The 12,927-nt window shown below is 71.1% G+C and carries 9 protein-coding genes and 1 rRNA gene; 1 reads left to right on the top strand and 9 read right to left on the bottom strand.

The window, feature by feature from the left end; genetic code table 11:
• Positions 1-351: 351 nt before the first annotated feature.
• From SGUI_RS00840 to pheS, 9 genes are all read right to left on the bottom strand, one after another.
• Positions 352-1,893 (bottom strand): 16S ribosomal RNA (locus SGUI_RS00840).
• Between the two features lie 371 nt (positions 1,894-2,264).
• Positions 2,265-3,527, bottom strand: coding sequence for a tyrosine--tRNA ligase (gene tyrS / locus SGUI_RS00835; RefSeq protein ID WP_066635039.1), 1,263 nt, complete (start codon positions 3,525-3,527; stop codon positions 2,265-2,267).
• A 59-nt stretch (positions 3,528-3,586) separates the two neighbouring features.
• On the bottom strand, positions 3,587-4,216 hold the full coding sequence (locus SGUI_RS00830) for a DNA-3-methyladenine glycosylase (protein ID WP_066635036.1): 630 nt from the start codon (positions 4,214-4,216) through the stop codon (positions 3,587-3,589).
• A 4-nt stretch (positions 4,217-4,220) separates the two neighbouring features.
• The gene (gene argH, locus SGUI_RS00825; RefSeq protein ID WP_066642467.1) at positions 4,221-5,642 is read right to left on the bottom strand and encodes an argininosuccinate lyase; all 1,422 of its coding nucleotides are present in this window, start codon (positions 5,640-5,642) and stop codon (positions 4,221-4,223) included.
• A gap of 31 nt (positions 5,643-5,673) precedes the next feature.
• Positions 5,674-6,165 carry an arginine repressor gene (argR, locus tag SGUI_RS00820; protein ID WP_066642470.1) on the bottom strand — a complete coding sequence of 164 codons (492 nt, stop codon included), beginning with the start codon at positions 6,163-6,165 and terminating at the stop codon, positions 5,674-5,676.
• A gap of 173 nt (positions 6,166-6,338) precedes the next feature.
• A complete protein-coding gene (locus SGUI_RS00815) occupies positions 6,339-7,268 on the bottom strand; it encodes an aminoglycoside phosphotransferase family protein (protein WP_066635034.1) in 930 nt (309 codons plus the stop codon).
• A 1-nt stretch (position 7,269) separates the two neighbouring features.
• Positions 7,270-8,034 carry an SDR family NAD(P)-dependent oxidoreductase gene (locus SGUI_RS00810; RefSeq protein ID WP_066635029.1) on the bottom strand — a complete coding sequence of 255 codons (765 nt, stop codon included), beginning with the start codon at positions 8,032-8,034 and terminating at the stop codon, positions 7,270-7,272.
• On the bottom strand, positions 8,031-10,568 hold the full coding sequence (gene pheT / locus SGUI_RS00805; protein WP_066635026.1) for a phenylalanine--tRNA ligase subunit beta: 2,538 nt from the start codon (positions 10,566-10,568) through the stop codon (positions 8,031-8,033). The genes SGUI_RS00810 and pheT overlap by 4 nt, the downstream gene beginning before the upstream one ends.
• Complete coding sequence (gene pheS / locus SGUI_RS00800) at positions 10,568-11,671, bottom strand: phenylalanine--tRNA ligase subunit alpha (RefSeq protein WP_066635023.1); 1,104 nt, start codon at positions 11,669-11,671, stop codon at positions 10,568-10,570. The genes pheT and pheS overlap by 1 nt, the downstream gene beginning before the upstream one ends.
• Positions 11,672-11,963: 292 nt before the next feature.
• Here pheS and SGUI_RS00795 point away from each other — a divergent pair, with 292 nt between their 5' ends.
• Positions 11,964-12,878, top strand: coding sequence for a hypothetical protein (locus SGUI_RS00795; protein ID WP_083190398.1), 915 nt, complete (start codon positions 11,964-11,966; stop codon positions 12,876-12,878).
• The last annotated feature ends 49 nt before the right edge of the window (positions 12,879-12,927 follow it).

Here is a 12,927-nt window from a genome sequence, read left to right as displayed (position 1 = left end):
CGACCACCAGGGTGAGCCCCAGCCACCAGAAAAACCCAACCCCCCACACCCCGACCACCACCAACGACGGCGGTCCAGGTGCACAGGGGGTCCGATCCTTCAGGACCCAACAGCGTGCTTGCACCACACCCAGCCACCACCAGCCGGCCTTTCCCCACCACAGCATCCCGGCCCCTCCACCAAGGGAGAAGCAAGGACACGTGGCCGTACTCGACCGATCAGCAGCACACACAGGTGCAGCGACAGTTCTTCGATGTTCCACCCACGAGCAACCCCGGGCACCACACTCGGGTGCACCACGAGGCCACCCACACCCACCACCAGGTGGCGGGTGTGAACGATGCTCCTTAGAAAGGAGGTGATCCAGCCGCACCTTCCGGTACGGCTACCTTGTTACGACTTAGTCCCAATCACCAGTCCCACCTTCGACAGCTCCCTCCCCACAAAGGGGGTTAGGCCACCGGCTTCGGGTGTTACCGACTTTCGTGACTTGACGGGCGGTGTGTACAAGGCCCGGGAACGTATTCACCGCAGCGTTGCTGATCTGCGATTACTAGCGACTCCGACTTCATGGGGTCGAGTTGCAGACCCCAATCCGAACTGAGACCGGCTTTCTGGGATTCGCTCCCCCTCACGGGATCGCAGCCCTTTGTACCGGCCATTGTAGCATGCGTGAAGCCCAAGACGTAAGGGGCATGATGATTTGACGTCATCCCCACCTTCCTCCGAGTTGACCCCGGCAGTCTCCCATGAGTCCCCAACCACCCAAAAGGTGTTGCTGGCAACATGGAACGAGGGTTGCGCTCGTTGCGGGACTTAACCCAACATCTCACGACACGAGCTGACGACAACCATGCACCACCTGTACACCAGCCACAAAGGGAAACCACATCTCTGCAGTCGTCCGGTGTATGTCAAGCCTTGGTAAGGTTCTTCGCGTTGCATCGAATTAATCCGCATGCTCCGCCGCTTGTGCGGGCCCCCGTCAATTCCTTTGAGTTTTAGCCTTGCGGCCGTACTCCCCAGGCGGGGCGCTTAATGCGTTAGCTGCGGCACGGACCCCGTGGAATGGGACCCACACCTAGCGCCCAACGTTTACGGCGTGGACTACCAGGGTATCTAATCCTGTTCGCTCCCCACGCTTTCGCTTCTCAGCGTCAGTAATGGCCCAGAGACCTGCCTTCGCCATCGGTGTTCCTCCTGATATCTGCGCATTCCACCGCTACACCAGGAATTCCAGTCTCCCCTACCACACTCTAGCCTGCCCGTACCCACTGCAGACCCGGAGTTAAGCCCCGGGCTTTCACAGCAGACGCGACAAACCGCCTACAAGCTCTTTACGCCCAATAATTCCGGACAACGCTCGCACCCTACGTATTACCGCGGCTGCTGGCACGTAGTTAGCCGGTGCTTCTTCTGCCCCTACCGTCACCCCAAAAGGGCTTCGTCAAGGCTGAAAGAGGTTTACAACCCGAAGGCCGTCATCCCTCACGCGGCGTCGCTGCATCAGGCTTTCGCCCATTGTGCAATATTCCCCACTGCTGCCTCCCGTAGGAGTCTGGGCCGTGTCTCAGTCCCAGTGTGGCCGGTCACCCTCTCAGGCCGGCTACCCGTCGTCGCCTTGGTAGGCCATTACCCCACCAACAAGCTGATAGGCCGCGAGTCCATCCACCACCAAAAAATCTTTCCACACCAACCCATGCAGGCTGATGTCACATCCAGTATTAGACACCGTTTCCAGTGCTTATCCCGAAGTGGAGGGCAGGTTACTCACGTGTTACTCACCCGTTCGCCACTCATCCACCCCAGCAAGCTGGAGCTTCAGCGTTCGACTTGCATGTGTTAAGCACGCCGCCAGCGTTCGTCCTGAGCCAGGATCAAACTCTCCGAAAAAACCAAAAACCCATAAACATGAGCCTCGGAAAGCCAGACAAACCCGGCAAAAACCACAACCACACCCCACGGGGGTGGGGCAGGCCATGGCAAAACAAAACATGGCATCAAAAAACAAACACGCTGTTGAGTTCTCAAGAATCGGACACACACCATAACCAGGCGCTTGTGGCACCGTGATGTCCGGGGCTTTCTTCAAGGTTACGCATCCCGACTTCTGCGAGTCAAATCCGCGTCCAGGCCGAAACCTGGTGCCGAGAGGCGTGCTGCCGGACCCGGGACCGGCCACCTGAGTCGGTGTCCGTGCCTCCCTGTCGGTGCGGCGAGGATCAACTCTAGGACACGTCCTGCGCAGGGGACAAATCCGCTGGTCAGGACGTCTTTCGCAGTGCGGCGAGGCTCTTGCGGCCACGTCGCAGGAGCGCCACCTCGTCGCGGAGGAAGTCCGCGTCGGCGAGCACCGCGTCCGGGTCCGCGACCTTCGCGTTGTTGACGCTCACTCCCCCGTCCGCGAGGAGCCGGCGCGCCGCTCCCCGGCTCGCAGCCAGACCGGTCGCCACGAGGGCGTCGACCACGGCGGTGCCGGACGCCGCCTCCGCCCCCGGGAGCTCGGCGGTCGCGTCGCGCAGCGTCTGCGCGTCGAGGGCGTGCGGGTCCCCCCGCCCGAAGAGCACCTGGCTGGCCGCCTCGACCTGCTCGGTCGCCGTCGCCCCGTGGACGAGGGTGGTGACATCGCCGGCCAGCGCCCGCTGCGCCTCGCGCAGGTGCGGCTGCTCACGGGCCGAGGTCTCCAGGGCGGCGATCTCCTCCGGGGTCCGGTCGGTGAAGACCCGGAGCAGCTTGCCGGTCTCCCCGTCGGCCACGTTGATCCAGTACTGGTAGAAGGCGTACGGCGAGGTCATGTCGGCCGACAGCCAGACGGCGTTGCCCTCGGACTTGCCGTACTTGTTGCCGCTCTCGTCGGTGAGCAGGGGTGTGGTCATCACCTGCACCGAGGCACCCTCGACCCGGTGGATGAGGTCCACGCCCGCCGTGAGGTTGCCCCACTGGTCCTGGCCACCGGTCTGCAGCGTGCAGCCGTACTCCCGGTACAGGTGCAGGTAGTCCAGGCCCTGGAGCAGCTGGTAGCTGAACTCGGTGTAGGAGATGCCCTCCTGGCTCTCCAGCCGGGCGGCGATCGCGTCCTTGCGGATCATCTGGTTGACCCGGAAGTGCTGACCCACGTCGCGCAGGAAGTCCAGCGCGCTCAGGGGGGCGGTCCAGTCCAGGTTGTTGACCAGGAGCGCCGGGTTGTCCCCGGAGAACTCCAGGAACGGCCCGACCAGCTGCTGGATCCGGGCGACGTTGGCCGCCGCCTCGTCCTTGGTCTTGAGCACCCGTTCCGACGTCGGCCTGGGGTCGCCGATGAGGCCGGTCGACCCACCCACCAGGCAGATGACCCGGTGCCCGGCCCGCTGCAGGTGGCGCAGGACGACGAGCTGCACGAGGTTGCCGAAGTGGAGCGAGGGCGCCGTGGGGTCGAAGCCGCAGTAGACCGTGACCGGCCCGTCGTCGAGTGCCTGGCGCAGCGCGGCCTCGTCGGTGGTCTGCGCCACCAGGCCCCGCCACTGCAGCTCGTCGAGGATGTTGGTCACCGTTCCCGGTCCTTCCGTCGTCCCTGCGCGTCGCCGTCCGGCCACGCCGCGCGCCCAGCCTAGCGGCGGCTCCCGGCACGGTATGCCGAGACCGTCGGCTCATCGTCCAGCCAGAACCGCCAGGGGAACCGGTCACCGGATCCACCGTCGCCGCTGACCCCCACGCGCGGCCCCGTGCGCACGGTCCCTCGGGGGTGCCCGGGGTCGGGGTGGTGCAGCGAGACCTGAGCCGCCGGGGCGCACAGGTCCAGGCCGTCCTGGTCACGGCCCAGCGCCAGCGCCCGTCCCAGGTTGCCCGGTCCCCGCGCCAGATCGCGGTCCGGCACCGGGGTCCGGCGCCCCCGCTCCCGCCGCTCGCGCGCGGTCCCGGCACCCGCCACCACCTCGCCGGCCCGGAGCAGGACCGCCGAGGCGGTGCCGTCCGTGCCGGTGACCACGTTGGCGGCCCAGTGCATCCCGTAGCTGAAGTAGCAGTAGAGGTGTCCGGCCGGCCCGAACATCACCGCGGTGCGCCGGGTGGGTCCGCGGTAGGCGTGCGAGCCGGGGTCGTCGCTCCCGGCATACGCCTCGACCTCGGTCAGCCGCACGACGACCGGCCCGTGGACCACCAGCGTGCCCAGCAGCGCCGGCGCCACCTCCAGGACCGGACCCGCGAGCTCCTCCCGGGACCAGGGGCACGCACCGGGCACCGGGTCAGTCCCGGATCGTGGGCATCTCGCCGACCCAGTGCCGCAGCCGCGCCACCTGCTTGAGCAGGTGCGCCCGCTGCTCGGTCACCCGGACCGGCGCCGTGCCCCCGTGGGCGTTGCGCGAGGCGAGCGACCCGGCGACGGTCAGCACCGAGCGCACCCCGGGGTGCAGGTGCTCGCTGATCGAGGCGAGGTCGGCGTCCGAGAGGTCCTCCAGCCCGATGCCGCGCTCCTCGCACGCTCGCACGCAGGCGCCGGCCACCTCGTGCGCGACCCGGAACGGCACACCCTCGCGCACGAGCCACTCCGCCACGTCCGTGGCCAGGGAGAAGCCCTGGGGCGCGAGCTCCTCCAGCCGCTCCTCGTGGAACTGCAGGGTGGCCACCATCCCGGAGACGGCCGGGAGCAGGACCTCCAGCGTGTCGACGCCGTCGAAGACCGGCTCCTTGTCCTCCTGCAGGTCCCGGTTGTAGGCGAGCGGCAGCCCCTTGAGCGTCGCGAGCAGCCCCGCGAGGTCTCCGACGAGGCGACCCGCCTTGCCCCGGGTCAGCTCGGCGACGTCCGGGTTCTTCTTCTGCGGCATGATGCTGGACCCCGTGGAGAAGGCGTCGTCCAGCGTGACGAAGCCGAACTCCGCTGTCGCCCAGAGGATGACCTCCTCGCTCAGCCGCGACAGGTCCACGCCGGTCATGGCCAGCACGAAGGAGAACTCGGCGGCGAAGTCGCGCGAGGCGGTGCCGTCGATGGAGTTCTCGGAGGCCGCGGGCATACCCAGGTCGTGGGCGACGGAGAGCGGGTCGAGACCGAGGGAGGAGCCGGCGAGAGCGCCCGACCCGTAGGGCGAGACCGCCGCGCGGCGGTCCCAGTCCACGAGCCGCTCCACGTCCCGCAGCAGCGCCCACGCGTGCGCCTGCAGGTGGTGCGCGAGCAGCACCGGCTGGGCGTGCTGCAGGTGGGTGCGGCCGGGCATGGCTACGTCCGGGTGGGCAGCGGCCTGGTCCACCAGAGCCTGCACGACGTCCAGGACCTTCGCGCCGAGCAGGCGGGCCTGGTCGCGGAGGTACATCCGGAACTGCGCGGCCACCTGGTCGTTGCGCGACCGGCCGGCGCGCAGCCGGCCGCCGACGTCCGGGCCGGCACGCTCGATGAGGCCACGCTCCAGCGCCGTGTGCACGTCCTCGTCGCTCTCCAGCGGCACGAAGGTGCCCGTCTCGACGTCCGTCCGCAGCCGACCCAGCGCGTCGAGCATCTCCTCGAGGTGGCCGTCGGAGAGCAGGCCGGCGCGGTGCAGCACCCGGGCGTGCGCCCGCGACCCGGCGAGGTCGTAGGGCGCCAGCCGCCAGTCGAAGTGCGTGCTCTTGCTCAGAGCGGCCAAGGCATCGCTGGGGCCGCCGGTGAAGCGGCCTCCCCACAGGCTCACGGTCATGGCGCCCATTGTCCCTGACGGGGCGGACTGGTCAGTGCTCGGGCTCCGCGGCGAGCCCGAGCAGGCGCCCCGCGGTCGCGGCTCCGCCGTCGATCTCGGTCGTGATGACGAGGATCGTGTCGTCACCGGCGATGGTGCCCAGGATGTCCGGTGCGTCGCTGCGGTCGATCGCCGAGGCGAGGAACTGCGCCGCGCCGGGGGGCGTCCGGAGGACGACCTGGTTGCCCACGTAGCGGGCGCTCACGAGCAGCTCCTGGCACAGCCGCGCCAGCCGGTGGCTCACCTCGACGACGTCCTGGGCCGGGCGCGGGGTGGCGTCGCCACCCTCGCCGGGCACGGCATACACGAGCTGGCGTCCCCGGCGGACCTTGACCGCCTCGAGGTCGACGAGGTCGCGGGACAGCGTGGCCTGCGTGACCGAGATGCCGTCCTCCTCCAGCAGGTCGAGCAGCTGGCCCTGCGAGCCCACCGCGTGCCGCTCGAGCAGGTCCGAGATCCGCTGGTGCCGCGCGGCGCGGGTCATGGGGATCGAGGTCACGGTGCAGGAGTATACCGAGTCCTGCATGAGTATGCGGTCCGCGTCCCGGAGCGGCCGTGGTCCTCGTCCCGCAGCATCTGGGCGCCGGTTCGTCATGCTTGCGCCGGTTCGTCACTCCCGAGCCCCCTTGAACAGGCTCCCGAGTGACATCGAGGCGTTCAGTCCGTCCAGAGGTCGCGCAGGAGCCCGACCGCGGCCTCGCCGCGGGAGCGCTGGAAGGCGCGCAGCGTCGGCAGCCCCGGCGGTGCGGGCCTGCGGGACTGGTGAAGCAGGAAGCCCGCCACGCCGGCCACCACGCCCACGACGTCGTCGGTGGTGGCGCCGAGCGCGTGCAGACGCGGCAGGGCCACCTCCAGGTGCACCTCGCCGACCGCGCCCACGTCGAGGAGCAGGCTCGCGGCGTCGAACCACGGCGCACCGCGGCTGGCCCAGGGCCAGTCCACGACCCGGACGCTCCCGTCGCCCTGGACGAGCAGGTTGTCGGCGCGGACGTCGGTGTGGGCGATGGCGTCACCGGACAGCCGGGCCAGGGTGCGCTGCGAGGCCTCGTGCAGGTCGTCCAGCCGGTCGGCGACCCACGGGTCCAGCTCGGCGGGCGGCTCGTCGCGCAGCCGGGCCCACAGGCCGAACTCCGCCTGCAGCTCCGCGGAGAGGTCCGGCCACGAGGCCGGCGCCCGGCGCGTCGCGATCTGCGTGAGGGCCTCCAGCGTCGCGTCGAGCTCGGGGTCGGTCCACGGGGCGTGCGGGTGACGCCCGTCGACGTCCTCGGTCAGGAGCGCGACCCAGGTGCCGTCGTCGAGATCGGCCAGCAGCGCCGGCGCGACCGTCACCCCCTCCCGGGCGAGGCTGCGCAGGACCTCGATCTCGCGGCGGTGCAGACCGGGGGTGTCCGGGTTCTGCGCGGTGCTGACGGCCTTGACGAAGGCCCGGTCACCGGCAGCGGTGCTGATGCGATCGGCGGAGCCGGGCGAGAATCCGGCCGGTTGCGAGCGCGCGCTCACGACCGGCGACCCGAGCGCCTCCGCGGCCCAGGAGTGCACGTGCGGCGGCAGGTCGGCCCAGGTCAGCCGGCTGCCGAAGTCGGCCATCTCAGCCGGCGACGGGGTCGTCCGGTCCCCAGGGCCGCAGCCGCAGCATCCGGGCACCGTCGGGCAGACCCTCGCGGGCGTGGCGGCGCAGGGCCTCCAGGTCGTCCGCGCCCGCGCGCACCATCCGGCCGGAGAAGGCGTCCAGCTCGCCGTGGGCCAGGGCGAGGAAGAGCTCGACGACCTCCTCGGGCGCGGTCCACTCGGTGCGGTCCGCGTGCATCTTCATGGACCGGGTCATGTCCGTGCGCACGACGCCGGGCGCCAGGTCGAAGGCGTGCACGCCGTGCTCCTCCCCGGCGACCGCGGTGCCGCCCGTCAGCCGGGCGAGGGCGGACTTCGACGCGTGGTATGCCGTGAGCACCGGGCTCTCCCGCGTGCCCGAGCCGGAGTTGAGGTTGACCACGCGTCCCCCGCCGCCGGCGATCATGTGCGGGACGACCGCCCGGGTCAGCAGGAACGGACCGCGCACGTTGGTGACCATGACCTGCCACCACTCGTCGACGTCGGACTCCCACAGGGGCTGCTCGGTCTCGATGAGACCGGCGTTGTTGACGAGCAGGTCGATCCGGCCGTGCCGGGACACCACCTCGGCGACGGCCGCGTCGACCTCGCCGGCGTCGGTGACGTCGCACGGCATACCCTCCGCGCCGTCGGCGACGTGCCCCGAGCGGGAGAGCCCGACGACCGACCAGCCGTCCTCGAGCAGCGCCCGGACCAGCACGTCCCCGATGCCCCGGGAGGCCCCGGTGACCAGCGCCACGCTCATCGCTGCACCGCCCCGCGCTCGGCGACCACCCGGGCCACCGCCGCGTCGCGCGCGGCGTTGACCTCCTGGGTCGTCAGGGTCCGGTCCGGCGCCCGGAAGTGCATCCGCCAGGCCAGCGAGTGCTTGTCCTGCGCCACCTGGTCCCCGGCGTAGACGTCGAAGAGCTCCAGGCTCTCGAGCAGGTCACCGGCGCCGCCGCGCAGCGAGGACTCCACCTCGCTGAAGCGGACCCCGCGGGGCACCTCCAGCGCGACGTCCGAGGTCGCCACGGGGTGGGTGGAGAGCCGGTCGACCTGGGTGCGGTGGTCGCTGGCCCGGACGAGGACGTCGAGGTCGAGCTCGGCGGCGCTGGTCCGCGGGGGCAGGCCGAGCCGCTGCACGACCTTGGGGTGCAGCTCCCCGGCCCAGCCGACCCGGGTGCCGTCGGCGAGCGTGAGGTCGACGCAGCGCCCCGGGTGGAAGGGGGCGCGGGCGCTCTGCTCGCGCCGGACCTCGACGCCGAGGGCGTCCGCCACGGCATGGGCCCAGCCGACCACGTCGACGACATCCACCGGGCGGCCCCGGCCCCACCATCCGGCGCGGTCGGCCTGCCCGGCGGCCATGACGGCCACGTGCCAGGGCTGGGCCGGCACCGCGCCGCAGATCTGGGCCAGGACGTCCTCGGCGGGCAGCTCGCCCACCCCCGGGACCGGGGCCATGGCGTCCGGCTCGGGCTGCGTGACCGTGTCGATCTCGAAGAGCGCGACGTCGCGGTTGCCGCGGGAGACGTTGCGCAGCAGCGCCTCCGGCAGCGTCTGCAGCAGCGCCGTCCGCATGAGGGGGGCCTCGTCGGAGAGCGGGTTGGCCAGGCGGACGGCCTGGCGGTGCGGGTCGTCCTCGGGCAGACCCAGCTCGTCGAAGCGTCCGGCGCCGACGAAGGGGTAGGTGAGGACCTCCTGCAGGCCCTGCCCGGCCAGGGCCGTGGCGACGGCCCGCCGGGCACGCTGGCCGTGCGTGAGGCCACGGCCTCCCACGGCGCGCGGCACGACCGAGGGGATCTTGTCGTAGCCGTCGACCCGGGCGACCTCCTCCACCAGGGTCGGGGCGTCGGTGAGGTCGGGCCGCCAGGTGGGCGGCAGCACCGAGACCCGGCGCTCGTCGCCCGTCTCCGACACCTCGCAGCCGATCATGCGCAGCACCTCGCGGACCCGGTCGAGGGAGTAGTTGACGCCGACGTAGCGGGTGGCCAGCGTCAGGTCGAGCTCGATCGGGTCGCGTCCCGGCCGCTGGTCCACGTCGGTGATCGCGGGGTCGGCGGTGCCGCCGCCGTGCTCGACGAGCAGGTCCACCGCGAGCTGGGCGGCGGCCGCGGTGACGTCCGGGTCCACGCCTCGCTCGAACCGCTTCGCGGCCTCGCTGGACAGCTTGTGCCGCCGCGAGGTCCGCCCGACGGTCCGCGCGTCGAAGTGGGCGGACTCGATGAGCACGTCGGTGGTGACGCCCGGCGTGACCTCGCCGTCCTCGCCACCCATGACCCCGGCGAGGGCGAGCACGCGCTCGCCGCCGTCGGTGATGAGCAGGTCCTCGGGATCGAGCGAGCGGTCCACGTCGTCCAGCGTCGTGAGCCGCTCGCCGGGGCGGGCCCGACGGACGACGACGGGTCCCCCCAGCGTCGCCAGGTCGAAGGCGTGGAGGGGCTGGCCGAGGGCGAGCATGACGTAGTTGGTGACGTCCACGGCGAGGCCGATGGGCCGCATGCCGGCCTCGGTGAGCCGGCGCGCCATCCACTCCGGCGTGGTGCGGGTCAGGTCGATGCCCCGCACCACCCGTGCCAGGTAGCGGTCGCACCCGGGCACGCCCTCCAGCGGCGCCTCGTCGGCGAGGCGGACGGCATACCCCTCGCCCTGTCCTGCGTCGAGCGGCAGCGACGCGGGGTCGGTGAAGGTCGCACCGGTGGAGTGGGAGTACTCGCGGGCGATGCCGCGGATCGAGAAGCAGTAGCCGCGGTCCGGGGTGACGTTGACCTCGACGGTCTCCCGGTCCAGGCCGAGGACACCGATGAGGTCGTCACCGGGCGAGAGGCGGGCGACCGCCTCGGCCGGCAGCAGGCGCGGCAGGACGAGGATGCCGTCGTGGTCCTCCCCGATCCCGAGCTCGCGGACCGAGCAGATCATGCCGGCCGAGACGTGCCCGTAGGTCTTGCGCGCGCTGATCGTCAGCGGTCCCTGCGGCGTCGGCAGCGTGCCCCCGGGCAGGATGACGGCGACGAGGTCGTCGGCCGCGAAGTTGTGGGCGCCGCAGACGATGCCCTGCGGCTCGCCGGTGCCATTGGCGTCACCGACGTCGACCTGGCACCAGTTGATCGTCTTGCCGTTCTTCTGCGGCTCGGGGCTCATCTCCAGCACCCGCCCGACGACGAGCGGTCCGCCCACCCCGCTGGTGTGCAGACCCTCCTCCTCGAGCCCGACCGCCACGAGGTCCGCGGCGATCTGCTCGCCGGTGACGCCCTCGGGCAGCGCGACGTAGTCGCCGAGCCAGTCGACCGGAACCCGCATCAGATCTCCATCCCGAACTGCGCGTTGAAGCGCACGTCTCCCTCGATCAGCTCCCGCATGTCGGCGATGCCGTGGCGGAACATCGCGGTCCGCTCCACGCCCATACCGAAGGCGAAGCCCTGGTAGCGCTCCGGGTCCACCCCGGCGGCGCGCAGCACGTTGTGGTTGACCATGCCGCAGCCGCCCCACTCGATCCAGCCGGTGCCGCCGCAGGTCCGGCAGGACGGGTCCTCGCCGCGGCAGACGAAGCAGCGGAAGTCCATCTCCGCGCTCGGCTCGGTGAAGGGGAAGAAGGCGGGGCGAAGCCGGCTGACGATGCCCGGGCCGAACATCGCCTCGGCGAGCCGGTCCAGGGTCCCCTTGAGGTGGGCCATCGTCAGGCCCTCGTCGATGGCGATCCCCTCGAGCTGGTGGAAGACGGGGGTATGCGTGGCGTCCAGCTCGTCGGTGCGGAACGTCTTGCCGGGGACGGCGACGTAGAGCGGCACGCCGCGCTCGATGAGCGAGCGGGCCTGCACCGGGGAGGTGTGGGTCCGCAGCACGAGGCCGGCCTTCGCCGGGTCGACGAAGAAGGTGTCCTGCATCTGCCGGGCCGGGTGGTCCTTGTCGAAGTTGAGGGCGTCGAAGTTGAACCACTCCGCCTCGACCTGCGGGCCCTCGGCGATCTCCCAGCCCATGCCGACCATCGCGTCGGCCATCCGCTCGGCGGTCACCGTGAGGACGTGCCGGCGGCCGAGCGGGCGACGGCCCGGTGCGACCGTGAGGTCCATCGCCTCCTCGGTGAGGATGCGCTCGTCGCGCTCCGCCTCGAGCTCGACCTGGCGGGCGGCGAGGGCCTTGTTGACCCTGCCCCTGGCCTGGCCGACGAGCTTGCCCGCCGCGGCCTTGTCCGGGCCGGGGAGCGAGCCGATGGCGCGGTTCGCGAGGGCCAGCGGGGACCGGTCGCCCGCGTGCGCGAGCCGTGTCTCCTTGAGCTGGTCGAGGTCCGTGGCCTGCTCGATCGCGCCCAGCGCGGCGGCCACGTGCTGGTCCACCGACTCCTGGCTCAGCTCGGCCGCCGGGTCCGCGTCGCCGGCGCCTCCGGGAGAACCGGCCGGGGGCATACCGTCGGCGGGGTCGGCAGGGTCGGACGCGGGGTCGGGAGCATCGGGCGCAGACACGGCGGCCAGTCTAGGTGCGCTCCCGGGCTGCCCTCGACCGGGTTGTCTGCCCGCCGGGCGGCCGCCCCCTCGCGGGGGAGGATCCGGGCACCTGCCCCCATCCTCACCACATACCCGGCCCACCCGGGGGAGGATCCGGGCACCTGCCTCCATCCTCACCAGCGGGCGGGGCCGGGACGGCGGCCCTGTGGATGACGGTGAAGGCCAACCTCCCAGCACTGGCAAGGTGCAGAGCATGACCTTCGACCCGCGAGAGCCCTTCCTGTGGCATACCGGAAGACAGCACGGCCTCTCCGACCGCCGCCTGCGTTCCGGGGAGTTCGTCCGACTGGGCTACGGGGTCTACCTGAGCGCGGACGTCACGGTGGATGCGCTGATCGAGGCCAAGGCCGCGGTGCTGGTCGGCGGTCCACACTCCTTCGCCTCCCACCACCAGGCCGCCAAGCTGTGGGGAGGCGTCGTCCCCCAGTCCGACCTGCTCCACTCCAGCGTTCCGGGAAGGTCGTCCCGGACCGAACGGCGCGATGCGCGAGCCCACGCCTCGCAACGAGCGCCACGCCGGTTCCGGGGGCTGTCGGTCACCACACCGGAGGACACCTTCCTCGACCTTGCGGATCGACTCGGCCTGGTGGACCTCGTCGTCCTGGCGGACTCCCTGATCCGTCGGCAGCGCACCACCCCCGACGCCCTGGTCGAGGCTGCACAGAGCTCGCTGTCCGCCGCTCCCCGACTCGCGCGCCGAGCGGCGTCCCTGGCCCGGTCGGGCGTCGACTCCCCGATGGAGACCCGGGCTCGGCTCTTGCGGGTGCTCGCTGGTCTGCCCGAGCTCGAGACTGACCTCCGGTTCTACGACCAGCACGGCGAGCTCATGCGGCGCCTCGATGCCGGAGACCGCGCCACCAGGACCGCAGTGGAGTACGACGGGCGCCACCACATACAACGGGAAGGCCAGTGGGAGGGGGACCTGCAGCGCCGGGAGGGCTTCGAGGACGACGGTTGGCGCATCGTCACCCTCATCTCCCCGGACATCTTCCAGCACCCCGGTCACACGGTGAACCGACTGGCCCGCATCTTCCAGGATCGAGGTATGGCGTTTGGTGCCCTGTCCGACGAGTGGCGCCGGTACTTCCCGGGCCAGGACAGGGCCTGACCCACCCGGGGAGGATCCGGGCACCTGCCCCCATGCTCACGGCATACCC

The sequence above is a fragment of the Serinicoccus hydrothermalis genome (genome assembly GCF_001685415.1).
Taxonomy (GTDB): domain Bacteria; phylum Actinomycetota; class Actinomycetes; order Actinomycetales; family Dermatophilaceae; genus Ornithinicoccus; species Ornithinicoccus hydrothermalis.
This window is presented reverse-complemented; position numbering and strand designations above follow the sequence as displayed.